This window comes from Metabacillus sp. KH_069, assembly GCF_057838075.1.
Window position 1 is genome coordinate 1601808 of record NZ_CM174460.1, and the last position, 25031, is coordinate 1626838.

At 40.5% G+C, this 25031-nt stretch carries 27 protein-coding genes; 20 read left to right on the forward strand and 7 right to left on the reverse strand.

Translation table 11 applies throughout. From position 1 onward, the window contains the following. Positions 1-9: 9 nt before the first annotated feature. The 3 genes from AC3ISE_RS07905 to AC3ISE_RS07915 form a co-directional block, all read right to left on the reverse strand. On the reverse strand, positions 10-345 hold the full coding sequence (locus AC3ISE_RS07905) for a DUF3243 domain-containing protein (protein WP_133311466.1): 336 nt from the start codon (positions 343-345) through the stop codon (positions 10-12). A gap of 98 nt (positions 346-443) precedes the next feature. Next, entirely contained in the window at positions 444-1556 is a 1113-nt protein-coding gene (locus tag AC3ISE_RS07910) for a glycosyltransferase family 2 protein (protein ID WP_489223768.1), read from the reverse strand. A gap of 126 nt (positions 1557-1682) precedes the next feature. Further along, positions 1683-3203, reverse strand: a complete 1521-nt coding sequence (locus tag AC3ISE_RS07915) for a phytoene desaturase family protein (protein ID WP_489223769.1) — start codon at positions 3201-3203, stop codon at positions 1683-1685. A gap of 144 nt (positions 3204-3347) precedes the next feature. Here AC3ISE_RS07915 and AC3ISE_RS07920 point away from each other — a divergent pair, with 144 nt between their 5' ends. The 4 genes from AC3ISE_RS07920 to AC3ISE_RS07935 all read left to right on the forward strand — a co-directional run bounded on the left by AC3ISE_RS07920 (position 3348) and on the right by AC3ISE_RS07935 (position 7057). Beyond that, positions 3348-4451 (forward strand): glycosyltransferase family 2 protein, encoded by a 1104-nt coding sequence (locus tag AC3ISE_RS07920; protein ID WP_489223770.1) that lies wholly within the window; start codon positions 3348-3350, stop codon positions 4449-4451. Continuing rightward, entirely contained in the window at positions 4448-4981 is a 534-nt protein-coding gene (locus AC3ISE_RS07925; RefSeq protein ID WP_489223771.1) for a glycosyl-4,4'-diaponeurosporenoate acyltransferase CrtO family protein, read from the forward strand. The genes AC3ISE_RS07920 and AC3ISE_RS07925 overlap by 4 nt, the downstream gene beginning before the upstream one ends. A gap of 36 nt (positions 4982-5017) precedes the next feature. Beyond that, positions 5018-6121, forward strand: coding sequence for a M24 family metallopeptidase (locus AC3ISE_RS07930; RefSeq protein ID WP_489223772.1), 1104 nt, complete (start codon positions 5018-5020; stop codon positions 6119-6121). 87 nt (positions 6122-6208) lie between these two features. Next, positions 6209-7057, forward strand: a complete 849-nt coding sequence (locus tag AC3ISE_RS07935) for a thermonuclease family protein (RefSeq protein ID WP_489223773.1) — start codon at positions 6209-6211, stop codon at positions 7055-7057. Positions 7058-7080: 23 nt separating this feature from the next. Here AC3ISE_RS07935 and AC3ISE_RS07940 read toward each other — a convergent pair whose 3' ends face one another. Further along, positions 7081-8100 (reverse strand): EAL domain-containing protein, encoded by a 1020-nt coding sequence (locus tag AC3ISE_RS07940; protein WP_489223774.1) that lies wholly within the window; start codon positions 8098-8100, stop codon positions 7081-7083. 159 nt (positions 8101-8259) lie between these two features. On the opposite strand from AC3ISE_RS07940, the gene AC3ISE_RS07945 reads away from it, so the two are divergent. From AC3ISE_RS07945 to AC3ISE_RS07975, 7 genes are all read left to right on the forward strand, one after another. Then, positions 8260-9972 carry a methyl-accepting chemotaxis protein gene (locus AC3ISE_RS07945; RefSeq protein ID WP_489223775.1) on the forward strand — a complete coding sequence of 571 codons (1713 nt, stop codon included), beginning with the start codon at positions 8260-8262 and terminating at the stop codon, positions 9970-9972. 210 nt (positions 9973-10182) lie between these two features. Continuing rightward, positions 10183-11412 (forward strand): ABC transporter substrate-binding protein, encoded by a 1230-nt coding sequence (locus AC3ISE_RS07950; RefSeq protein ID WP_489223776.1) that lies wholly within the window; start codon positions 10183-10185, stop codon positions 11410-11412. Continuing rightward, positions 11390-13051, forward strand: a complete 1662-nt coding sequence (locus AC3ISE_RS07955; protein WP_489223777.1) for an ABC transporter permease subunit — start codon at positions 11390-11392, stop codon at positions 13049-13051. The genes AC3ISE_RS07950 and AC3ISE_RS07955 overlap by 23 nt, the downstream gene beginning before the upstream one ends. A 7-nt stretch (positions 13052-13058) precedes the next feature. After that, a complete protein-coding gene (locus tag AC3ISE_RS07960) occupies positions 13059-14045 on the forward strand; it encodes an ABC transporter ATP-binding protein (RefSeq protein WP_489223778.1) in 987 nt (328 codons plus the stop codon). Then, a complete protein-coding gene (locus AC3ISE_RS07965; RefSeq protein ID WP_489223779.1) occupies positions 14042-14695 on the forward strand; it encodes a TVP38/TMEM64 family protein in 654 nt (217 codons plus the stop codon). The genes AC3ISE_RS07960 and AC3ISE_RS07965 overlap by 4 nt, the downstream gene beginning before the upstream one ends. A 9-nt stretch (positions 14696-14704) precedes the next feature. Beyond that, positions 14705-15286 carry a CDP-alcohol phosphatidyltransferase family protein gene (locus AC3ISE_RS07970; protein ID WP_489223780.1) on the forward strand — a complete coding sequence of 194 codons (582 nt, stop codon included), beginning with the start codon at positions 14705-14707 and terminating at the stop codon, positions 15284-15286. Positions 15287-15298: 12 nt separating this feature from the next. Further along, complete coding sequence (locus AC3ISE_RS07975; protein ID WP_489223781.1) at positions 15299-16723, forward strand: dihydrolipoyl dehydrogenase family protein; 1425 nt, start codon at positions 15299-15301, stop codon at positions 16721-16723. Positions 16724-16824: 101 nt separating this feature from the next. On the opposite strand, the gene AC3ISE_RS07980 is transcribed toward AC3ISE_RS07975, so the two are convergent. Next, complete coding sequence (locus AC3ISE_RS07980; RefSeq protein ID WP_489223782.1) at positions 16825-17901, reverse strand: FAD-dependent oxidoreductase; 1077 nt, start codon at positions 17899-17901, stop codon at positions 16825-16827. Between the two features lie 331 nt (positions 17902-18232). Further along, a complete protein-coding gene (locus tag AC3ISE_RS07985) occupies positions 18233-18703 on the reverse strand; it encodes a hypothetical protein (RefSeq protein ID WP_489223783.1) in 471 nt (156 codons plus the stop codon). A gap of 188 nt (positions 18704-18891) precedes the next feature. Here AC3ISE_RS07985 and AC3ISE_RS07990 point away from each other — a divergent pair, with 188 nt between their 5' ends. The 9 genes from AC3ISE_RS07990 to AC3ISE_RS08030 all read left to right on the forward strand — a co-directional run bounded on the left by AC3ISE_RS07990 (position 18892) and on the right by AC3ISE_RS08030 (position 24533). Then, positions 18892-19110, forward strand: coding sequence for a DUF1659 domain-containing protein (locus tag AC3ISE_RS07990; RefSeq protein ID WP_489223784.1), 219 nt, complete (start codon positions 18892-18894; stop codon positions 19108-19110). Positions 19111-19146: 36 nt separating this feature from the next. Next, positions 19147-19365 carry a DUF2922 domain-containing protein gene (locus AC3ISE_RS07995; RefSeq protein WP_489223785.1) on the forward strand — a complete coding sequence of 73 codons (219 nt, stop codon included), beginning with the start codon at positions 19147-19149 and terminating at the stop codon, positions 19363-19365. A gap of 99 nt (positions 19366-19464) precedes the next feature. Continuing rightward, a complete protein-coding gene (locus AC3ISE_RS08000; protein WP_430008808.1) occupies positions 19465-19602 on the forward strand; it encodes a YvrJ family protein in 138 nt (45 codons plus the stop codon). A 60-nt stretch (positions 19603-19662) separates the two neighbouring features. Further along, on the forward strand, positions 19663-20526 hold the full coding sequence (locus AC3ISE_RS08005; protein WP_489223786.1) for a cation diffusion facilitator family transporter: 864 nt from the start codon (positions 19663-19665) through the stop codon (positions 20524-20526). Positions 20527-20668: 142 nt separating this feature from the next. Beyond that, positions 20669-20923 carry a hypothetical protein gene (locus AC3ISE_RS08010; protein ID WP_489223787.1) on the forward strand — a complete coding sequence of 85 codons (255 nt, stop codon included), beginning with the start codon at positions 20669-20671 and terminating at the stop codon, positions 20921-20923. Positions 20924-21128: 205 nt separating this feature from the next. Then, a complete protein-coding gene (locus AC3ISE_RS08015) occupies positions 21129-21698 on the forward strand; it encodes a VanZ family protein (protein ID WP_489223788.1) in 570 nt (189 codons plus the stop codon). Between the two features lie 462 nt (positions 21699-22160). Beyond that, on the forward strand, positions 22161-22697 hold the full coding sequence (locus tag AC3ISE_RS08020) for an RNA polymerase sigma factor (protein WP_489223789.1): 537 nt from the start codon (positions 22161-22163) through the stop codon (positions 22695-22697). Continuing rightward, on the forward strand, positions 22672-24174 hold the full coding sequence (locus AC3ISE_RS08025; protein WP_489223790.1) for a hypothetical protein: 1503 nt from the start codon (positions 22672-22674) through the stop codon (positions 24172-24174). The genes AC3ISE_RS08020 and AC3ISE_RS08025 overlap by 26 nt, the downstream gene beginning before the upstream one ends. 275 nt (positions 24175-24449) lie before the next feature. Then, positions 24450-24533: a putative holin-like toxin gene (locus tag AC3ISE_RS08030; RefSeq protein ID WP_223443286.1), complete on the forward strand. Its 84-nt coding sequence runs from the start codon at positions 24450-24452 to the stop codon at positions 24531-24533. Between the two features lie 240 nt (positions 24534-24773). Here the strand turns inward: AC3ISE_RS08030 and AC3ISE_RS08035 are convergent, their stop codons facing one another. Further along, positions 24774-24911, reverse strand: a complete 138-nt coding sequence (locus AC3ISE_RS08035) for a hypothetical protein (RefSeq protein WP_165970936.1) — start codon at positions 24909-24911, stop codon at positions 24774-24776. Positions 24912-25031: the final 120 nt, after the last annotated feature.

The window sequence follows — 25031 nt, forward strand, 5'->3', positions numbered from 1 at the left end:
AATCTTATCCTAATTGGCTTCATTGGCTAATTTCACGAGCATATGCGCAAGGAAATGTCTTTCTTCATCATTGCCGACTTTCCAGAGTTCATTTAATAGATTCTCTTCGCTGTTTCGCGGTTCAACGTTATTAGCCAGATAGTTTGCCACTTTCTCAGCGCCTTTGGCAAGCATTTCATCGCTTAAACCTAAACGCTTTCCTGCTTCCACTTTTTCCCCTAAATACGATTTGAACTCTTCGAAATCCCGAAGAATCGCTTCCATTTTCTCATTATTCATTGAATCTAGTTTCTTCTCAATCTTTTCTGTTTGAATGGACTCGTCTTTTACTTGATGGTTTGACATTTTTTCTTGCACCTCCTGATAAAGTTATTTGTTACATTCCCGTTAAGAATGAAGGTAAACCTTTCCAGAGAGTTGAATGTGCTAAAACTATAAAACTATTAATGATAGGTTCTGCCTTTCCAGCTGTATCCGCTTTTTTTGAAAGAAGCAATCATCGAGGAATACAGCAGGATAAGAAAAGCAGCTGCTGAAAATGAAACTGCAAAGGAAAGGCTGATTTTTTGCCCGCTGCGAAAATCGATAAATGCTTTTTGCAAGATAATCAGCAATAGCGGAATAAAGGAGAAAAGCAGAAACTCTCCGGATATCAAGGACAAAATGCCGTAAGCGGCTAATAAAAGCGGGAAAATATAAAACACACTATAAAAAAAGGTAAACATGATGACGATGAGGATTGAACGCCCAAATCCCGGGAAAATATTTTTCTTGAAGCCATCCCATACTTCTTTGTTGCTGTCATACATATAGCACGTCACAAAGTCTGTGACATTTGCGAGCAGAACGCGATGATGATGCTTTTTGGCCGTTCTTGCAAGCGCAACATCATCTACGATGGAATCTTTAATGGCTGCATGGCCGCCGAATTGTTTGTAGGCTTTTTTTTCAAACATCATAAACGCTCCGTGAGCAGCGGATGCTGAAACCATGGATGTGTAATTGGCAAAAAAGAGCGGAAGGTGAAAATAAATCAGAAAATGCTGCATCGGAACAAGCAGCTTTTCAAGCGCATGCTTCACTGGAAAGCGGGGAAAACCTGAAAGCATGCCAGCTTTCTTCTCTTTCATAAGAGAAAGGGTGCTTTCTATCGTGTTTTTATGAACTCTTACATCAGCATCTAAAAATAAATAATAATCTCCGTTTGCCATGTGGCTCAATTGATGACAGGCATGTACTTTTCCTGACCATCCTTTCGGAAGCTCCGTACCGGAACAGATGGTGAAACGGTCATCATGTTTTGTTTCGCAGAGGAGGATTTCTTTTGTCTGATCAGCGGATTGATCATCAAGCAGGATGAATTCCAAATTCGGATAGGTCAGCCCTATCAAAGATTGAACCAGGCTTCGCGCATTGCGTTCTTCATTGCGCAGGGGAATAAGAATCGAAACAAGCGGTTTTTCATTAGAGCTGCGGTTTTTTAACTTGGGCATAAAAAAAGAATTGAAGACGGTCCATGCTAAAAGAAGAAGCAGGACCAATTGGTAGATAAGCATAGACATTCTCCTTTATATAGATTGAAAAAAGAAGGATAAGAGGCGATCTTATCCTTCTTTTAAGTAATATAATTTATGAAATTTTGCGCATTGATGGTAAGCTTCAGTGCTTACGCTTTTCTATCATTATGAAATTTCCTTCTCTTCTTTAAATCCTTTCAGATCCTTCTCATGTTCAGCAATTAAATCAGCTGTAAGCTGACCTGATAGGGTAACCATTGGAACACCGCCGCCTGGATGTGTGGATCCGCCTACAAAATAAAGATTCTCAAGCATGGTGCTTTTGCTCGGAATTTTGAATCCGCCATTTTTCTTGCGGTCTGTTGCAACACCATAGATCGATCCGCCATTAGCTCCGTACAGGCGCTCTAAATCGTTTGGAGTAAAGGTATATTCAAACTCAATATGCTTTCTTAAATCAGGAATTCCCATGCGCTCAAGCTTTGATAAGATGAGTTCACGGTACGTTTCTTTTCTGAATTCCCAGTTTTCTCCTGCTTTAAGCGGAGGAACATGTGTCAGCACGAAAAGATTTTCTTTTCCTTCAGGAGCCTGAGTAGAGTCTGATTTTGAAGAGATGCCGACATACACAGTCGGATCGTCCGCTAGCTTGCCTTCGTTAAAGATTTGCTGAAACTCATCCTCCGGATTTTCTGAGAAAAAGAAATTGTGATGGGCAAGATTGTCATAGGTTCTGTTTACACCGAGCAGCATAACAAGGCCTGAGACGGTTGGTTCATATTTTTGAAGCTCAGCTGCTTTCTGCTGTGATTGAGGGTTTTCATTTAACAGAGTGCGATACGCCGGAATGGCTTCAAGGTTCGATACAACAAGATCTGCTTCAAGAATTCTTCCATTTTCAAGCTCTACGCCGGAAGCTTTTTTCCCGGTTGTTATGATGCGCTCCACTTTTGTATTGAGCATGATTTCAGCGCCAAGCTCATGGAGAAGTTTATTCATAGCAAGTGCGATTTTATACATGCCCCCCTCGACATAATGAACGCCGAGTCCAAGCTGTACATGCGTAAGCTGAGAGAGGACAGCAGGTGCATGGTATGGCGATGAGCCAATATACATAATCAGGAAGTTGAAAAGCTGCCTGATTTTTTTATTTTTAAAGTGCTTTCTGGTGACGCCGTCCATTGATTTTAATGGTTCCATCTGCAGCAGTTCTTTCACACTGTGCAGGGACCTAAGATCGTTTAGACCTGAAAGGCTTTTGCTGTAGAAGCTTTTCATGCTGTACTCATACATTTTACTGCAATACTGAAGGTAATCAAAGAATTCGTTTGCATCTTCCACTGAAACTTTTTTTAATTCCTCAAGCATAGCAGGCAAATCGCTTGTTAAATCAATGGTTGTCCCGTCTTCATAGAATGTTCTCCAGCCAGGCTCAACTCTTTTGATGGTGAGATAATCAGCTAGGCTGCGGCCTGCACTTTTAAATAATTTTTCAAGCACCCACGGCATCGTAAGAATGGAAGGTCCCGTGTCAAACGTATAGCCGAGTCCTCCGCGCATGTTTAATTTGCCGCCAACGCGCTCTCCTTTTTCAACAACCGTTACCTCATATCCGTCTGCACAAAGCCTGATAGCTGCAGAGAGGCCTCCAAGTCCGCCTCCAACGATAATCACTTTCTTTTTCAAAAGAATGCCTCCTTATGAGATTGTCCTTTCATGTCTAAACTGCTGAATAAGTCTATTCTGCAATCCATTCTGCCCTTTTCGATTTTTTTCTATAACATGGAAGCGCCGGCGCCGGCCAAATTCATAAGAAAGAGTGACGTCTCTATGATTACAATAATTATCGGAATTCTTACAGGACTCATGCTTCTATATAAAATCCCATCACTTCAGAGCGGACAACATTCTGATGGGCGTGAAGTACTCCACAATTTGTCTATTATTATTCCTGCAAGAAACGAAGAAAAAAATATAAGCAGACTCTTAACATCATTGGAAAAAGAAAAGCAGGAGATCGGTGAAATCATGGTTGTAGATGACGGATCTGAAGATAAAACAGCCGAAATCGCGGCATCTCTTGGTGCGAGAGTGATAGCAGCAAAAGAATTGCCGCCGGGCTGGCTTGGAAAATCATGGGCATGCTTCACTGGAGCTGAGCAGGCAAAAGGAGAATGGCTCATGTTCATCGATGCTGATACTTTCTTTGAACAGAACGGAGCAGCTCAGTCTGCTGCTGCATTTTTAAAACAAGGAGCAGAAGGAATTTTGTCTGTTCACCCTTATCACAGCACACGTAAACCATATGAATCGTTTTCTGCTTTTTTTCACCTTGTTACGTTTGCGGCAACAAGCGCTTTTCATATCCTGCAGGGAAAAGGCAGATCAGTAGGCGGGTTTGGACAGTGTATGATTTGTACGAAAAAGGACTACTTTGCCTGGGGCGGGCATAAAGCCATTAAAAACAAAGTAGTTGAGAATATGGCATTTGCCGAACATGTTCGTAAACAAGGAGCACCTGTATATTGTGCAAGCGGCAAAGGGGCTATCTCCATGAGAATGTATCCTGATGGAGTCCTGTCGCTCATCCGCGGCTTCAGCAAGACCTTTGCGAGCGGTGCCAAAGCGACAAAATGGTATGTGCTTTTGCCAATTATCATCTGGCTGACAGGATGTTTGAGTTTTTTTACAGAAATCGGTGTGCTTTTCAGCAAATGGTGGTTTTTATATGTACTGCTGTATATCGCCGCGATGCTTCAAATTTGGATCGCCGTTAAAGAAATCGGACGTTTTAGCCTTTGGACAGTCTGTTTTTTTCCGGTGCACGCTCTCTTTTTTATGATTGTTTTTCTTGCATCCCTTTGGAAAACGTTCGTCAGGAAATCTGCTGCTTGGAAAGGACGGAACATTATTGTCCGTGAAGATGCAAAATGATTGAATTGACTAATGGTGCTGCTCTATTTATTAATATGGCTGCCTGGCTCTTGATTCATCTTTCCGTTTCGTTTTTTTCCGTAAGAATGAGTGAGAGGTTCATAGGAACGTTTAATGGGATATTTGCAGCATTCAACTGGGAGCGGTCAGGCATATTCTATGAAAAAATCCAAATTAGAAAATGGAAGGACCGTCTGCCGGAAGCGGGGAAACTGTTTAAAGGCGGTTTTTCAAAAAAAACTCTGACAGGAAAGTGCCGGTCCGAGATGGAGAGGTTTCTTCTAGAAACAAAAAGAGGCGAGTTATCACACTGGCTTCAGCTTATCCCTTGTTTTTTCTTTTTTATTTGGAACACGCCTGCGGCCGGCTTATTTAATGTCCTGTATGCTTTCGCGTTTAATAGTCCGTTTATTTTGATTCAGCGCTATAACCGAATCAGACTGAGCCGGGTTCTGCAAAAGAAAAAAGCCGGACGCATTTCTGAAGAAGTCCGTCAGTCTTCTTTAAGTTCTGATGAATTTGGCGTATGATAGAGAAGACTTATGCAGATGAAGGAGAGAGAGTGCATGCAAAAAGCAAGATTAACTAAGCTTACTGATTGGCTGAGACAGCAGGATACAGATGCTGCGTTTATTTCATCAACAGAAAACATTTTCTACTTAACGAACTTTCACACAAATCCCCATGAAAGACTGATGGGTTTATTTGTTTTTAAAGAAGAAGAGCCGTTTTTTATCTGCCCGGGAATGGAAGTTTCACAAGCGAAAGCTGCAGGCTTTGACGGAGAAATCATCGGTTATGCCGATCACGAAAATCCATGGGACAAAGTAAAAGATGCCGTTAATAAAAGAGGGCAGCAGGACGTGAAAAAAGCAGCGGTTGAAAAAGAACTTTTATCCTTTGCCCGTGCAGAGCAGATTCAAACCATACTGACTGGGGCAGAACTTGTTTCAGCCGAGGAGATCATGAATCAATTGCGTCTGATTAAAGACGATAAAGAGCTTCAGATTTTAAAGCAGGCAGCAGCGCTTGCAGATTTCGGCGTTGAGGCAGGCGTTCAGGCTTTACAATCAGGCGTCAGCGAAATGGACGTTCTTGCAAAAATCGAATATGAACTAAAACGAAAAGGCATTCGCGAAATGTCCTTTTCTACGATGGTTCTGTTCGGTGAAAAATCAGGACAGCCCCATGGAAATCCCGGATTGACTGCCTTAAAATCAGGGGACTTCGTTTTATTTGATCTTGGTGTTGTGCTTGATGGCTACTGCTCAGATATTACTCGTACGTTTGCTTATCAATCAATCAGTGATAAGCAAAAAGAAATCTATGATACTGTGCTCGAAGCTCAATTAAAAGCGCTGGATGCAAGCAAACCAGGCGAGAGAATCGGGGAATTGGATCAAATTGCCCGCGATGTTATCACAAATGCAGGTTACGGCGATTACTTCCCTCACCGATTGGGACATGGCCTTGGTATTAGCGTGCATGAATTCCCGTCCATGAGCCATACGAACAATGACCTTCTTCAAGAAGGCATGGTTTATACAATTGAACCAGGCATCTACGTTCCTGAAATCGGCGGCGTCCGCATAGAGGACGATGTCTACATTACGAAAAACGGGCATGAAACATTGACAAAGTTTCCTAAAGAGCTTCAAATCATTAAATAGAGAGAAAATAAATAAGCATCGATTCAAACCGCACATGCAAGAATATCGTGCGGTTTGATTTTTGAGGAATAAAAGGGGATAAAGAAAATGAAAAAATGGTTCCTGCTGTTTTTGGCAGCCTTTATGTTAACAGCCTGTTCAGAAACAGCAATGGATGAAACTCCTGCTGAAAAAGAAAAGAAGAATTCAGCTTCACAAGAAATTCGTCCTAATGAGGATGAAGCTAGTAATGAAACAGAGAATTCAGCCTCACAAGAAGAGAACACAATTGAGGAAGCAGCTGCTGAAAATGAAAATTTCATTCCGGCCAAGGTAGTCAGGGTCATCGATGGCGATACAGTCAAAGTGCTTGTTGACGGAAAAGAAGAGACGCTGCGCCTGCTGCTTGTCGACACACCTGAAACGGTTCATCCCAATAAACCTGTCCAGCCGTTTGGACCTGAAGCAAGCAGCTTTGCAAAAAACACGCTTTCGGGCAAAGAGGTGAAGCTTGAACTTGACGTAGGGGAACGAGATAAATATGGAAGGCTGCTTGTCTATCTTCATGTAGACGGCAAGATGTTCAATAAACTCCTGATAGAAAAGGGGCTTGCGCGTGTGGGCTATGTTTATGCGCCAAATACGAAGCATGTGGATGAGTTTTATGAGCTTCAAAAAGCTGCCCAGAAAAAGGAGATCGGAATCTGGAGCATTGAAAATTATTCAACAGAGGACGAAGGCTTTAACGACGGGGAAGAAAAAGCAGAAGTTCCAAAAGAAGAAGCTCCAAAAGAAGAACCAGCCGGAGCCTGCACGATTAAAGGGAATATTTCTTCATCAGGAGACAAGATTTATCATATGCCTGAAGGACAATATTATGACGTAACAAAAGAAGAAGAAATGTTCTGTTCCGAGGAAGAAGCAGTTGGTGCGGGATACAGAGCCTCTAAAAGATAAAAGCGGGAGATGCCCCCGCTTTTTTATTTTACTCTTACCAGGTGTTCAGCCGGTTTCAATGCAGGCTTCCCAAACAAATACCCCTGAACAAAATCAATGCCGAGCTCCTTTATGAATTCAAATTCTTCTTCTTTTTCAACACCCTCGCCTAGAACTTGAATGTCCAATTTGCGGCCGAGGTTTATGACGTTTGCAAGAAAGTCCTGTTTCTCAAGGCTTTCATGGCAATCCGAAATGTAATTCCGGTCGATTTTCACAAAATCCGGATGAAGCTCACGCAAAATTTCAAGTGTTGCAAACCCCGCGCCAAGGTCATCAAGAGCTACTTTCATTCCATTCTTGCGGTATGTATCAAGGATGTTTTTTAAATGGTTCATATCCTCAATTTTTTCTGTTTCCACAACCTCAAATACTAGATCTTCTGGTGAGACATCGTATTTTTTCACAATATCAAATGTGTGTTTCAGGCAATATTCCGGATTATAAATGGTAGATGGAAGAAAGTTGATAAAACTCTTAATTCCAGCCGGAATTTGGCTGACTCGGGCTTTAATGGCAGCCTCTCTCGCTTTTTTATCCAAGACGGACTGCATATTCGTTTTCTGGGCAGTCTGAAAAAGGTGATACGGAGAAATTTCCTGATCTGCAGATCTCAGCAGCGATTCATACCCGTATAGCTCCCCCGACTGAGCATGTAAGATTGGCTGAAGATGACTGACAAATGCACCCGTCTGAATCAGATTTACGGTGTCCTCATTCATGACATGCTGATAGATGAATTGTAAGGAATGAAATTGAAAGGGAGCAGGACCTTTTACCTTATGAATGGCAGCATCCAACTGTCTGCCAGTAAATAAAAGGTTCACTTTCATCAAGGTTTCCTTTAGTTGATTCTTTGAAGAATAAGGGAAACGAGCGAACCTGTCTGCTGATAGATAAAACCCCATTCCTATTAATTCATCTGAAGCATCAGCAGTCCTCAATGTTAAGAAGCCAGTTTCGTAAACGCTGAATGATTGATAACAAAATGAACAAGCTTCCATAAAAATATCGCCTCTTTTAAAAAATAATAAATCTATTATATCAAAATTTTAACAGATTATGAATAAATATACCTATATTTAAAACATGTGGATGAATAGTAAACATTTACTAGATTTTGTCGATAATACTCATAGATAAAAATCAAAAGGGGTTACGATATGAAAAAACTGACGGGTGCGTGGAGGAATATTAAAATCGGCTGGAAATTCAGCTTTTCTGTTTTTATTTGTATTTTCCTTTTTGCGATCTCAACAATGGTAACGTTTGCACAATTGAGCGGTCTCAATGATCAATTATCTAAAATGGATCGGATGAGCGACAGTGAGAGGAAAATAACAGAAATGGGGTCCATTTTTCGTTCAATGGACATAACGATTGCAGACTATATTATTAATCCATCCGATGAAAATAAGGAAGCATACCTTGAAACCCGGAAAAAATTGCTTCAAGCAGGAGAAGACAGCAAAAAGGAATTTAACGATTCAGATGAAACAGCGCTGTTTCTAAAATTAATTCAAAATGATAAGATGCTGAACGATCTGTTTTACATAACAGTCATGCCGGCTGTCGAACAAAACAATACTCAGACTTTAAGACAGGCCAGGGAACGGGCGAACGTTCTCCGTGATGAAACCATTGCTGCTCTTTATGAGCTGCGGGACATGAAAATGAAAGAACGTAATAATTCAGTGAATGAGTCCCGGGAGTATATGGCACAAATCGCGTTCACACTGATCGCCGCCCTGATTGGATCGATTGTGATTTCAGCAGCAGTCACATTTCTTATTCAGAAATTAATCATGAAGCATATAAAGCGTGTCATTGATTTTTCCAAAGAAGTGGCAGCAGGGAATCTGTCATCACCGGATATGGTGTATGGCGGCAGGGATGAAATCGGCCAGCTGACAGCTTCTCAAAACAACTTGAAAAATAAAATGAATGGTATGGTCATGCATATAAAAGAGGCTTCAAATGAACTTCAAGCAAGGAGTGTCCAGCTTAACAAAGCATCATCTGAAGTGAACGAAGGAAGTCAGCACGTATCCGCAACGATGCAGGAGCTTGCAGCCGGTTCATCCGCGCAATCTTATGCATCTTCAGATATTGCCGCGCAAATGGAGGACTTCTCAAAACAAATCGAAAAAGCAAATGAAGAAGGAAGTTCTATGAGGCAATCATCGGAAAAAGTCATGCAGCTTGTTGCTTCAGGATCCCATCAAATGGAGTCTTCTGTTATCCATATGAATGAAATCATGAATGTCATGGATTCTTCCGCACGGGAGGTCTTGATGTTAGAAGAAAAAACAAATGAGATTACATCGCTTGTAACGGTCATCGAACAAATTGCCGATCAGACCAATTTACTTGCTTTAAACGCAGCGATAGAAGCTGCAAGAGTCGGAGAGCATGGAAGAGGATTTGCAGTAGTTGCGGGTGAAGTCAGGAAATTGGCAGTTGGGGTAACGTCTTCAATCACGGATATCACTAAAATTGTTGATGAGTTTAAGAACCTTTCAAACCACGTTGCCGAAACGCTTGGCAGCGGACAAATAAAAGTGAAAGATTCTACACATTCCATTCACCTCACAGGTCAGTCTTTTCAGCAAATCAGTCATTCCATTCAACAGCTTGATGAGAGAATTGCTAATGTCGGCGAGCATGTCAATACGATAGCGGACGGTATGACACTTGTGAACAGGGCTGTAGAAGAAGTGGCAGCTGTCTCAGAGGAATCAGCTGCGGGAATAGAAGAAGTTTCTGCCTCCGTTCATCAATCTTCCGTAAGTATCAGGGATGTTGCTGACTCCTCAAAAATGTTAAAAGATTTATCGGATGATCTCGCAAAGCTTGTTGGCGCATTCCGCATTTAAAGTATGATTTAAAAACCGAATCACATCCTGATTCGGTTTTTTTATGCTGTTATAAGGTGAAGTTCCTAATTCCAATAAATCCATTCATCCATAATGCTGTTTCCTCCGTTTACCTTCTAACAGCATATTGCTACTTGAAACAATGTGGAAGGCATAGCATGATTAATTATAAAATCAGTGCAAAATGAAAAGAGAATACAGGAGGATACCATGAAGCCATTTATTTTATTTTTTATGCTGATACTGGCAGCGGGCTGCTCACAATCAAACGTTCCAAACGAGAATATGGGCGCACTTGACCTATCATGGGAAGAAATTGAGAAAAAAGCAGACGGCCGTACAGTTCACATGTTTATGTGGGGCGGAGATGAGGGAATTAATCAGTACATTGATGACTGGGCTGCCCCAAGGCTTAAAGAGCAATATGGCATTAAGCTTGAACGTGTTCCAATGGATGCTCCCGAATTTCTGCAAAAGTTATTAAATGAGAAAAAAGCAGGACAGTCAGAGGGAAGCACGGATATTATCTGGATCAACGGTGAGAATTTCAAAAATGCGAAAAACAGCGGCTTGCTTTTTGGACCATTTACAGAAAAGCTGCCGAATTTTAAAGAGCATGTGAATCAGGATGCTCTCGATATTCAATATGATTTTGGTGAAAAGACAGAAGGGTTTGAAGCACCATGGGGAAAGGTGCAGTTTGTCTTTTTGTATGATGAAGCAAAGGTGAAAAATCCTCCCACAACGTTAGATGATCTAAAAAGCTGGATCGAAGAGAACCCGGGTAAATTTACGTATCCGGACGCCAATGATTTTACAGGCAATGCGTTTTTAAGGCATGTGTTTTACGAATCTGCAGGCGGAGCAGATGCACTGCTTGAGGAAGGATTCAATGAAGAGCTCGCTGCTTCAAACAGCAAGGAGATGTGGAATTACCTAAATGCCATCAAACCATCTTTATGGAAAAAGGGTCAAACTTATCCGAATTCTCTGGCCGAACTAGATAGACTATACAGCAGCGGAGATGTCTGGATGACGATGGGGTATAACGAGGCAAGAGCGGAGAGCATGATTGAAAAAGGAATTTTTCCTGAAACAACCCGATCATTCGTCTTAGAATCTGGCTCTCTTGGCAATACACATTTCCTGGGGATCCCTTTTAATTCACAAAATACTGAAGGAGCAATGACGGCGATTAATTTCTTTATGTCTCCCGAAGCTCAGCTTGCAAAGCATGATCAGACATACTGGGGAGAAGGGCTTGCTGTCGATCCTACAACCTTTAACGAAAAAGAAAAAAAACAGCTGAATGAAATCGAACGCGGAAAATCAGTGCTGTCTCAGGAAATCCTGCAGGAGGCGCTAGTTCCAGAGGTTGATGCACAATATGTGAACTGGCTAAAGGAGAACTGGATGAATGAAGTTGCTGGCAAAAAATAAGCTATGGCCTTTGCTGCCTGCTGTCCTGTTTACTGCCATAATGGCAGGAGCAGGACTATGGATGGCAGCAATTGAGAGCTTTACAAGTCCGGGCGGGACTATAAATACAGCTGCTTATACAGAATTGCTGAAGAATCCGTCTTTTCAGGCATCTTTTCTATATAGCCTGAAAATTACAGTGGTTTCAGTCATCTTGTCTATGATCATCGGACTGCTTATCGTTCGGAGCACTTATCCTCTTTTGCAAAAAAAGCATCTCAGGCTGGCTGCATGGATTCCAATGCTTTTTCCCCATTTCGTTTGGGGATACATGATTTATCTTTTATTTTCGCAAAGCGGATGGTTTTCTACCCTCTTTTTTCAAGCAGGATTCATAGAATCTCCTGATGGTTTTCCAGAGATCATGAAGAGTGATCGAGGAGCTGGAATTATTCTCACCTATCTATGGAAAGAGGTTCCGTTCGTTATCTTAATTCTTCTTCCGGTTTATCAGCAGTTAAACATGGCTAAAAAAGAAGCTGTCTACACGCTTGGCGGTTCAAAATGGGAGGCATTCAAAACGGTCGAATGGACTGTCATCCTACCTTCCTTAATTGAAATTTTTGTGATTCTGTTTTCATTTATTTTTGCAGCCTATGAAGTTCCGGCACTGCTTGGAGCTACGTATCCGAAGATGATTTCTGTCCTGACATTCGAATGGTTTTATTCCGGAGATTGGAGCAGGAGGCCTCTTGCTTTTGCGGCTATGATCGCCACAGCAGCCGCTATTCTCATTTGTTTATTTACCGTGTATATAATCCTTAACAGACAGCGGGAAAGAATAACAAAAGAAAGCACGATTGAGAATACAGGTGCAGTTAAAGGATCAAAGGCTATTATTTTTATTACAATCAGTTTATTTCTCTTTCCAGCTGTATTTGTCATGTTTAAAAGTGCAGCTGTCAGCTGGAAGTGGGGGCATGTGCTGCCTGATGGTTTTTCAATGCGCAGCTACATGACTCTCTTTCAGGAGCCAAAGCTTTTTGAAGCAGTCATTCAATCAGCAGAAATCGCTCTATGGGTAATAGGATTAAACCTTTTGATAGGGACTCCAGCAGCTAAAGTGCTTGCACATCAATCTTTCAGAGGAAAGGCAGCCATCGAAACCCTTCTTCTGGCTCCAATTATTGTCCCTGCATTAACGATTGCTTTAGGGCTTCATATTGTTTTTATTCGGGCAGGACTTGCGGGCAGTATGGCAGGAGTGGTTTTGATTCACATGCTGCCTACTCTTCCTTATACCATTAAAGTGATGCGGTCAGGTTTTGAAAGAATAGGAGTGAAGTGGGAGGAGCAGGCAAAATCTCTTGGAGCGGGCAGTCTGTCTATTTTTTACCGAATCTTCCTGCCTCAGCTGCTGCCCAGTATTCGCAGTGTGATTTTTCTGGCCTGTACGATTTCTCTCAGTCAATATTTGCTGACGGCACTCATTGGGGGAGGATTGGTTGTTACACTTGCAAGTTTATTTTTTCCTTATTTCAGCAGCGCAGATGATGCTGTCATTGCAAGCTTCTCTGTCCTATTTGCCCTCATACCCATCCTTATATGGCTGCTGTTTGAAGGTTTTATCCGGCTTGTAACTCCTTATCAGAAAAGGTGATTGATCTATGAATGACATAATTGAGATAAAAGGCTTAACGAAAAGATTTAAAGAATCGTCCATCTTCCAAGATGTGAATTTATCTATCAGTCAAGGCGAAATCATTTCTCTTGTTGGGCCATCAGGCACCGGGAAAACAACGCTTTTAAGATGCATCGCCGGTTTAGAGGCAGCCGATGCAGGCGGGGTATGGATTGAAGGGAAGGATATGTCAGCGGTGCGGCCACAAAAAAGACCTGTTGTCATGATGTTTCAGCAGCCTCTTTTGTTTTCTCATATGACGGTTTTTGAAAACGTGGAATATGGTTTAAAAGTTTTGAAAGAAAAAAAGCGCAAAGAAAGAGTGGCTGAGATGCTGAACAGGGTGGATATGATAGAATTTCAGTCCGCTTATCCCCACGAACTGTCAGGGGGACAGCAGCAGCGCGTTGCCTTAGCAAGAGCGCTTATCATCAGGCCAAAACTTGTCTTGCTGGATGAACCTTTTGCGAGTCTTGATCCGGCCCTTAGAAACCGCCTTAGAACATGGGTCAGAAATTTGCTGAAGGAACAGCACACATCCGCTCTGTTTGTCACCCATGATATGGAGGAAGCGATGTATATGGGAGACTTGACGGCCATCATAGCCAATGGAAGCATTCAGCAAATGGGAACTCCAGAGCAGCTGTACCTTCATCCGAAAAATCCGGAAGCAGCGGCCTTTTTTAGTGAAGGATTGATGATTGATGAAACCTCGTTTGCCCATGTGAAAAATTTGCGGATGGTAACAAATGAGTCAGAGAATAGAACGATTTCCTGTCAAGCGGAAGTTAAGCACATTGTTCAAAAGCATGGCATGACGTTTTACACGGTCTTCTTAAACCGAAACGGCGAACTGCTGACACTGCATTCTGATTTGAAAGCGGACATTGGTGATTCCGTATTTATTGAAGTAATAGATCCTGACATGCTTTGCTATTTTGATGAAGACATGCTGAAGGAAGAGACAGGATGAAGAAACAAACCATAATAAAACTTCTCTTGGTCATTTGTCTGGTTCTAATGCTGTTATGGATTAATCAGCGTTTTTTGAAAATAGAACCGGTACAGATCAAAGAATGGATTCTATCCTTTGGTCTTTGGGCACCGCTGCTCTATATAGCTCTCTATTCAATTAGGCCGCTTGTGCTTTTCCCGGCATCGATCCTTTCTATAGCAGGCGGCCTTGCATTCGGGCCATATTTTGGAACAGTCTACACGATGATTGGTGCAACGGCTGGAGCGATACTTGCCTATTTGGCTGCAGGGAAATTAAAGATTGATCTCTTCAAAACCAAAGAAAACGATAAAGCGGCTGCTCTGCAACGCCAGCTTGAGCAGAATGGGTTTCTCTATGTTCTTATCTTAAGGCTTATTCCTCTTTTCCATTTTGATTTGATCAGCTATTCGGCGGGTGTTTCTAAGGTGAAGCTGATACCATTTGCGTCTGCAACTTTTATAGGAATTATTCCAGGTACATTCGCCTTTACATTTCTTGGTTCCAGTTTGGCTGCAGGCGACACCGCGATTATCGTTGCAGCCTGCATGATCTTTTTGCTATTGCTCATTGTGCCGCTTTTTTTCAAAAAACAACTAAAAAAAATGATCATCCACAACGGGAAATGAGGACACATTATGCTAGATACTCATGCACGCAAGTATGTGCAGCCTATTATTGAAAAGTCTGCTGTTCAGCTGTTAAACGCTGGCTTATCAGCCAATCAGGTAACTGTCCTTGCTTTTATGATCGGATCCGCTTCAGGTGTGTTCATTTATCTGGAACAGCCGATTTTGGCTTTATTTGTTTTATGGTTTTCAGGCTACCTCGATGCTGTTGACGGAACGATGGCAAGACTGACGAAGCCGTCCGGTTTTGGAACGGTTCTTGATATAACGTTTGACAGAGTCGTTGAGATCAGTGTTATCGTCGGTCTTGCATTAGCGTACCCTGAGGCGCAATTGCCGCTGCTATTGCTTTCTGTTTCCATCATTATTTCCATGACGATCTTTTTGACGGTTGGAGCAATCAGTGAAAAGCAGGGCGTCAAATCATTCTACTATCAGGCAGGACTTGCCGAGCGAACGGAAGGATTTATTTTGTTTTCGCTGATGATTTTGTTTACCGATCAGCTGATTCTCATTACCTATTTATTCTTTGCAATTGAACTATTCACCGCATTACAGCGGCTGCTTGAAGCAAAAAAAATACTGAAATAGGGGGAGAGAACCATGGAAGAATATGATGTGATTGTCATTGGCGGAGGTGCAGGCGGCCTGACTGTTGCGGCAGGAGCTGCTAGTCTTGGTGCTCACGTTGCCTTAATAGAAAGAGATAAAAATTTAGGCGGTGACTGCCTTCACGCTGGCTGTGTGCCATCAAAGGCGCTGATTTCTGCCGCAAATCACGTTTATGAGGCAAAACAGACAGCTGCATCATTCGGATTATCCGTGAGCGGCAGTACCGATATGAAGCAGATCATGAATCATGTTCATCAAGCGATAGCAGCCATTCAGGAGCATGATGACGATGAACGCTTTACGAAGCTTGGAATCGATGTCATCCATGGAACGGCAGCTTTTCAGACTAAACATGAAATAAAAGTCGGAGAACAGGTCATTAAGGGGAAAAAGATTGTGATTGCTACAGGATCAAGACCTGCTGTGCCGGATATTGAAGGACTTAAAGATTCCAGGTTTTTAACGAATCAAACCGTCTTTCATCTGGATCGTCTTCCTGAAAAATTAGCTGTGATCGGAGGCGGACCGATCGGTGTAGAGCTTGCACAGGCTTTTTCAAGACTTGGCTCTGAAGTTACCATCATTGAAAGATCATCCATGCTCCTTTCCAAAGAAGATGATGAAATCAGGGAGCTTGCAACGGATTTGCTGGGGAGAGAGATGACGATTTTAACAGAGGCAAGCATTGAATCTGCTTCAGCATTTGAAGACCGCAAAGAGCTTGTGATCAGTCAGGACGGTGTGCTGAAGACATTAGAAGTAAATGAGATTTTGCTTGCTGCAGGCAGGAAGCCGAATTCTGATAAACTGAACTTAAATAAAATTGGAATCGAATGCGATGAGAAAGGTTTTATTAAAGTGAACGACTCGATGCAGACCAGCCAGTCCCATATTTATGCCATCGGTGATGTGAATGGAAACTATCTATTCACGCATGCAGCCGGTATGGAAGGCAAAGCCGTTGTACAGAAAGCCGTTCTGGGATTGCCGAATAAAGTGAAATATGACCATATGCCTTGGGTTACATACACAAGTCCCGAAGTCTTCCATCTGGGACTGACAGAGAAAGAGGCAAGAGAAGCAAATAAAGAGATTCAAGTATTTAAAGCTCCGCTCAATGAAGTCGATCGTTTTATTGCGGACGGCGCAACAGATGGTTTTGTAAAGATCATAACAAACACAGGAGGAACAATCCTCGGGGCACATGCGATTGGCAAAGGAGCAGGAGACTGGATGCAGACTGTGGTGTTTGCAAAACAAAACGGGAAAAAAATCGGAGATCTCTCTCAAATGGTTTACCCGTATCCGAATCATGCAGCAGCTGTGCAAAAAACGGCTGATCTGTATTGGAGAGAAAAACTGTTTTCAGGCATTCTGCCAAAGCTGACTGAAAAATGGATCAAAGTCAAGCCTTAAAAAGCATGGAGAACTCCATGCTTTTTTTGATGGCATTCTATAGTTCTGAATGAGTTTGAAGTTTCTAAGGAAAGAACGTGCCAATAACAGACTATTTTCTCTCAGCTCCCCATTTTCCGCATGTACCTTCTGTCAATCCAATGCTTGATTCTCCATGCGAGAGAACCATAAAACGAAAACCCTCCATATAAGAATAATCCCTTTTTATCACCCGCTGAAAGAATGCTGATAAATCGCTTTTGCGGATGGAAGGCTGTCAGCTCATCTTCAGACAGAAATCTCCTGATATTTTCATATAAAACGGGTGCCTGACGGATGGCATATACACCATTTTTAGGAAGATCCGAATGCTGCTTCAAAGTGGCACAGTCACCTGCTCCGAAAATGTATGGAAAATAGGGAACCTGCAGCTGGGCATTTACAAGTAAAAAACCATGTTCATCACATTCCATGCCGCTTTCTATTAAAAGAGGATGAGCTTTTGGCCCAGTAACTGCAAGGGCTATGTCATAGTTAACATGCAAGTCATCCATACAAATGGTATGTTCTTCTACTTTTGAAATCTCCTGATGTTCAATGACGCGTATGCCGTTTTCAATCAGAATACGAGAGATTTTACTGGAAAGCTTTTCTCCATATGAATCCATTAAACGTGTCTTGCTCAAAAGGATCAAATTGGAGGGAAGTCCATATTTTCTGCGAAATGCAGCAGCTGAAAGTGCAAGCTCCACCCCTGCGGCACCGCCTCCAATAATGACGGGATTTGCCGCACTTCTCAGCTCCTGAATACTTTCAGGAACCGTATAAGTTGGTTTTAAACTAAACACCCCATGTGCGGATAAGCTGCTGAATTTTGTCAGAGAACCGATATCAACAGAGAGAACATCAAAAGGGATAATATTTCCGGCCCTGGTTTCTACTTGCTTTAGGCAAGGATCGATTTTGACTGCTTCCCCTTTTAAAAACGAAGCGCCTGTCCGGCTGCATAGCTCTTCAATATTTATTCTTATTTCCTCCTTTTCATACAGTCCTTCTGTAAACCCTGAAAACATGCCGGAATAATACTGAAAAGAGGATGGAGAGAGACAAGTAATGCTGCAGTCCAGTTCTTCTGTTTCCAGTTTTTTTAAAAAAGCAACGTGTGCATGGCCGGCGCCGAGTAATAGGATATGCTTCAAATCAATCTCTCCCAAAGTGCACCAGTCTTCTAGCGGACTGATGTTATTAAAGCAGCCAAAACGAGAAAAGCACATGATTCTGTTGATGAAGCCTGAACAGAACACATGTGCACAGTTAATTTTATATTTTAAGTCGTGTATGTAATGGAGTAGGTTCGTTTGATTCAGCCCATCTTGGGACACTTAAACAACGTAAGCCCTGCCTCTCATACGTCCTTGCGGTTCCAAGCCCGCGCCAGCTAGAGTAAGTGTGAATCTCAGATGTGCCCGAATCATTGCCTCTAAGCTTTATTTACCCGAATTTCAGGCCTTAAAACGTATAGAAAAGAGTTTATCTTTTTCGAAACGCTTGAATTCTCAAAATAATAAATCGGATAAGAAATCCGGTCAGCAATCCTGGAATAAGAGAAAGCATCGGGAGCCAAATTGGTCCAAACAGCACGCCGAACAGCTTGAGTTTAGGAGAGTACATTAATCCGACCGTTACAAAATAAGCGCCGAAGGCAAAAGGCAAAAAAGACAAGGGAGGCTCGGACCCATCCGCATTTTTATAAGCATCATACATCGCATACATGTATATGCACGGATAAAACATCAGCCATCCGAATTCCACCGTTTGAACGGCCTCATCAATTTCTCCTAAAAAACTGAGCATGATGACCTGATTGAAGTGACTATATGTATTAATCAGCAGTTCAAGCGTGATAAACAGGATTCCTTTAATCAGCTGACGGTTCAGAAGCTGTCCAAACCCCGGGAACGCTATGCTCCATAACAGAACTTCCAGTTTACTTGTTTTCACATTCATACCTACCTATCAGGATTCGTGTGATTTCCATTGAACGAATCAACCTGATGTTATTTTTTGTAAAAAACCGCAGAACATACTATAAATTTAATACTGCTTATCCATTCTCAAAAAAAGTTTCTGAAATCTGCTACTTTGGTGACCGTTTCCTTGTATAACGTATTCGAAAGGAGGTGATCAGCATGGCAGAAACAATCATTCTTGATTCACAGCTTCGCCTGGTATTCGATATGGGCATGGATGAATTGGGAGAGCAGGTTTACAAATACAAGAATTACAACAACGTGAAAACAACAGCAACCGCTGAACAGCTGCTTCAGGCAGCCTCTGCAATCACAGATTTGCAAACCCAGATTCTATCTCATGTTGAACGAAACGATTCTCATCAGGTAACAGCTTAATCCAACAGGAAATATAGAAGAAGGGAGGGAATGTAAATGGCGAAAACACTGGAACTTCAATTTCTAAACGAAGAAGGCAAGCAGGTGAAAATCAACATCGATTCTCCAAAAGAACCGGTTGTTGAGAGTGATGTGTCAAATGTGATGGACCTAATCCTTGCATCAAATGCTTTCACATCTCCAGGCGGAGACTTGATCAGCAAAAAAGGGGCGCGTGTCGTTGAGAGAAATTTAACCGACCTGACAATCGGATAATGGTAATGAGGGTCAGATCTCTGTTCGGGATCTGGCCCTTCCTCACTAAATGGATAAGCAAATAGTCAACATAAAAACTGGAAAAGGAGGAAACCTATTATGGAACAGTGGATTCAATTAATAAGCGAAGTCGGTTTTCCGATTATGGTTACTCTCTATCTGCTGCACCGGATTGAAAGCAAACTGGACACTTTAAATACGTCCATTCAAATGCTTCCGAAGCAGTGGAATCAGTAGACTGACAACAAAGCTTCTCTGCTTATGCAACTGGATCCTTTAAATGGGGAAGTGAAATCATTGGACGTTTATCAGGATTTAAAAAAAGGAGAACGCGGCGCCTGGCTGAGCATTGGAGCTTACGTCCTTCTTGCTGCAGCAAAGCTTGGCATCGGCTATGCGTACTCTTCTCAGGCCCTGCTGGCAGACGGCCTGAATAACGGGACAGATGTGATTGCATCGGCAGCCGTTTTAGTCGGCTTGAAAATTTCCCAAAAGCCGCCTGACCATGATCATCCATACGGACATTTTAAAGCAGAGGCAATTGCGGCACTGGTTGCTTCATTTATAATCATGTCTGTCGGGATTCAGGTTTTGTTCGAAGGATTTAAATCCATCATAGAGCCCAAAACAGAATCACCCAATTTAATCACCGCATGGGCAGCCATCATCAGTGCCATCATCATGTATGGAGTTTACCGCTACAATAAATCATTGGCGAAAAAGATCAATTCAAAAGCACTGATCGCAGCAGCACACGACAACCGTTCAGATGCACTTGTAAGCGTTGGAGCTTTTGCGGGTATTGTCGCGTCTCAATTTGGCGTTGCATGGTTTGACACGATTACAGCCATCACAATCGGTTTCATTATCTGTAAAACGGCATGGGATATTTTTAAAGAAACGGCTCATTCCCTGACAGACGGTTTTGATGATCAGAAGCTGCTGAACTTTAAAGCAACAGTAGAATCAACTCCGGGAGTAGACAGAATCAAGGATATTAAAGCACGCTACTTGGGAAGCAGTGTTCTTGTGGATGTCGTTATTGAAGTTCATGCCGGACTGAACGTAACCGAAAGCCACGAAATTACAGATGAAGTGGAAAAAAGAATGGAGAAAGAACATCGCATTTCTCATGTTCATGTTCATATTGAACCATCTTGATTAAAAATAATCATTCAAAATGGCTTCCGGCTGGAAGTCATTTTTCTATTTAAAAGATCGATGTCTCGACAGAATCATACAAAGGGGATCTGACCTGAATTGGCGAATGTATTATATATGATAAAAAAAGGAGGATTTCAAAATGCCTGAGAAGGAAAAAGTCTTAAAAATCAAAGAGTTCAGTGATGATATCGTCCGTAAAGTGCTGCATGATGAATACTCCCCGGATGCTCATTCCTTAAAAAATGTCGTCGAGCTGCTATCGAGATCTGTCTATGATTTATCAGAAATGTATCTGAATGATCAATGCAATCATGAAGAAACCCTCAAAGGCACTTTGGCAAAAATGAAAATAGCCTGTAATACAGTGGATCAAAACCGGATCAAAACACAATAAAAAGAATACTATGGGGTTCCGTTTTGAGAGGGAAACTGTAAATAACACTAAATATTAGTGCCTGTGGAGAAGTAACCCACAAGTATTCTACAATTGGGGCTTATCCAGAAAAGATAAGTTCTTTTTTTTGTACAAAAAACATTGAAATATTACTCGTTATTTGAAATAATTGGAAATAATATAACGCTATAAGGAGCAGAATCCATTGTATACATACTATAATGTTGTTATCTTTGGAACATTTCTTTTAATAGGTTTTATAGTTGTAGACTGTATTAAATATAAGTCAAAAAACCTTTTGAAAAGAGCAATTCGTTATAGCTTTATATTTTATTTATTTAATGTAATACAAGTAACAACTGATGGTATAGTGTTTCCACCTCAAAATGACAATAATCCGTTAGTGCAGCTGGTTCCGTTCTATTTTATAGAGGACTGGCTTTCTCATTATCGTTCAAATGGATTTGATTGGTTTTTTTGGAACTCAGTTAAATTATCGATGTTGAATGTGATTTTGCTAGTACCATTAGGAATTTACTTATTCATTTGGAAGACAAAAACTTTTAATGTAATGCTTTTAATCTTTCTTACTACATTTGTTATTGAATCTTCTCAACTTATTTTTGGTTATATCGGTATAGTTAGGGGCAGATCATTTGATGTAGATGACTTAATCTTGAATTTTATTGGAGGCTGCATAGGATATTTATTAATGATGTTGATTTCAAAACTTTTTAAAATGAATACTATCAGTGATTTTAAGTACTTCCATTAAAGGGGCTTATCTTGAAAAAGATAAGTCTGGCCAGGCGAAGTTATAAGTCTAAATGGCATCAATTCTAACGGAATAAATGATTGACAAATGGAACCGGATATTAATATTTAACTAAAGAACCCTTTATCGAAACAAAACACTGCATAAACTTCCTCTTTTTTATGCACCCGTTAAGCTTACTCATCAGCCGGAAACACTGACAAATCAAACTTATATAAAATCCTATAAACCCTATAAAAATGCACAAACAAAAACCCTTGCATTCAAGGGTTTTTGTTTTGGGAACGGTCCAGAGGATTAAATAGTAATTCAGGATCTTGTTCAACTAAGGACCTCTAAAGATCGGAAGAAAAAATTTATATTTAGGAGATTTTCAATGATTTAAAAAAACAAATTTAAAACACAACTTTTGATTTATTAATACGTCTAAGTATTGAACATCAAGAAATGGGGGGGATAAATTTGTCGGAGCACAGAAAAGAAGAAATTGCTGATTGGTATGACCAACACAGTAAATCAGTTTTAACGTTTATTTTATTGTTGGTTAAAGATTATCAACAAGCAGAAGATTTGACTCACGATACGTTTGTTAAAGCATATATGTATTACGATTCTTTTAAACATCATTCTAGTGAAAAAACATGGTTATTCAGCATAGCTCACAATCTATCGGTTGATTTTTTAAGAAAGCGCAAGCCCAGTATGTTTTTTAAAGAATTATTTATTTCACAAAAAGACAATACTCCATTGCCTGAGGAAATTATAAATATAAAAGAGAACTCATATGAACTTTATAAAGCATTAGGTGAAATCAAAGATACATATAGGAAAGTGATCGTTTTAAGAAAGATCAAGGGTTTTTCTATAGAGGATACCGCAAAGATTTTGAGCTGGTCTGAAAGTAAGGTTAAATCAACACTTTTCAGGGCGATGCCGGTTCTAAAGAAACAATTAATTAAGGAGGGGTTTTTAAATGAAGAAGCAATACGAAAATACTGAGTTTGATAATCCCTTAAAAAAGCTGAATTCCGATTTAATGTGGGATAAAACAAAAAAACAAGAACTAAAAAACCGAATTTTAGCTGATATTGAAAAGTTGGAATCTAATGAGCGAAATAAATACTCTATTTTATCAACACATCGCAAAAAGACAAATGTCAGCACCTATAAAAAAAGTACTCCTTACAAAAAAATTTCATTAGCTTTTGTAGTGTGCTTGATTATTGTATCGACATTAATGTTTACACCCGCATTAGCAGTTATTCAAGAGGTTTATGATAAACTATTTTCGAGTAAACATATTGATGATATTGGTGTTAGGACTGCAATTAACCAGGGGTATGGTCAAGCTCTTGATCAAACATTTTATGATAAGAAACAAGATATACTAGTGCATTTTGAAATGGTGGTGACGGATGATAAGGAGACAAAACTGTTACTGACCTATCAAAGTGAAAAAACAAATTTAAAGAACTATTATCTAGATATTTTTGAAGGCGATACTTCAATCAACCTGATTGTGGGAAATGAACGAAAAAAATTAAATAATGTAGGGTGGGGAAGCAGGTATTACGATAGTAAGGAAAACAAAGTGGCTGAGGCCGAATCTTTTGAATCAATCAAAGAATATGAAGGTCAGGACATTCGTTTAGAAATTGAAAACTTGACAATCTATGATGGTAATGAGGCTAGTACAGTTCATACGATTTGGCCACTTAGTTTCACACTCGATAAATCTGCCATATCAAAAAGAAAAACAGTAGAAATAAACAAAAATTTCTCTTTCGAAAGAGAAACATACAAGATTAAAAAGGTAGAGTTTTCGGCGCTGGAAACAAGAGTGGTTGTTACTGGATCTGACACGAAACTCCAAACAGATGAAAGTGGAATGCAATACAGGGTAATGAGTAAATTAGAACAAAAAATTCTTCATGCAAGGAAAATAGATGAAAAATACGGTTACATTGTGGACAATAAAAAATCTGGTGTATTTTTGAAATCAGCTGGCGAAAAAGTGGAGCCGATTTTTAGTAAGGGTGAAGTAGAAGGAGCAAAGGACGAATATATATTGATCTTTGGTCCGGTTAAGAATCGCCAAGACTGCATTCTTGAAGTTGGTAATGATCTGAAAATCCCATTAAATAAAAGTGAAACTATAGAAAAACAAACTAAAGGGAATGAAAAAACAAAAATAGATGCATTGTTAGCTGAAAATGGATTTACAGCAGAACCGCTGTCGAATGATGAAATGAAAGAAATGGATTTATATCTTGAAAAATATCCAAAAGAATTTTCAATTGATAGAACTGTAATAGGAAAAGTGAAAAATCATGAAAATTCAAAGGTTATAGAAGTTTCCATATCAGAAACATCTGGTATTCTTAGTGAAATTCAGGCTTTAAATGCAGAAGATGCTAAAATTGCAAGAAAAGAAAATGGTTTGTCTTTCATTCCTGTTTTTTTAGATCATGATTAAGATAGACAAAATAAAGGGGCTGCCCAGAAAGTTTGGCAAAAATTGTTGTTTCCGGTCCGTTCCTTTCCGCTGCAGGAACTGCATTTGTGGGTGCGGAATCTGTTTAGAGAACACTCAGTGTGTTCTTTTTTTTACTTGAAAAATACCGCATCAATTAGGAGATTTGACTCAAAATACAAACGTATGTTCCTGTTTTGTTCGATTAATGATATAATGGACTGGCAGGCCAATCTTTAATGGATCAGTTTGAACCCCTAGGAAAGGGGGGATGACATGTGACAATCTTTGAAAGTTTAGTTGTAATGGTTTCTTTTGCTACGTTAATTGTGGCAGTGCTCGGTTTTGGGCAAAAAAAATAGACCTCTGCATCTCAAGAGGTCACAGTAAATCGTTTGTGTATTAAGCTGATCCGTTCGAGTGCTGTTTGACTGCTTTGGCTGTAGATGTGGCATCATCTGCAGCTTTACGTAAATAGTATATCATAAAATGACAGGGGAATTCCCGTCCTAAAGCTGATTTTTTACAAAACGTTTCAAAGATATAAAAGAGAAAAAGACGGTCATAAGAACCGTCTTTCTGCAGCTTACATGTATGTAAACTTATTTTTGTTTTTTGTTAGCTTTTTGCTGATTCATTTCTTGAGAGAACTCAGTATCAGCTTGCTGGTTTTGCTGTTGTTGATTTTGCTGCTGCTGTTGCATGTTTTGCTGCTTGTTGTTTTGGTTGTTCTTGTTCATCGCTCATTCCTCCTTTCAAGTGAATTTTCCTTTCGTTGGATAGTTTGCATCAAACATACAATTTTTAAACCTATATTTTGCTATTTTTTGCAGAAGAAAGTTTTTTTGAAAAAATAGTGA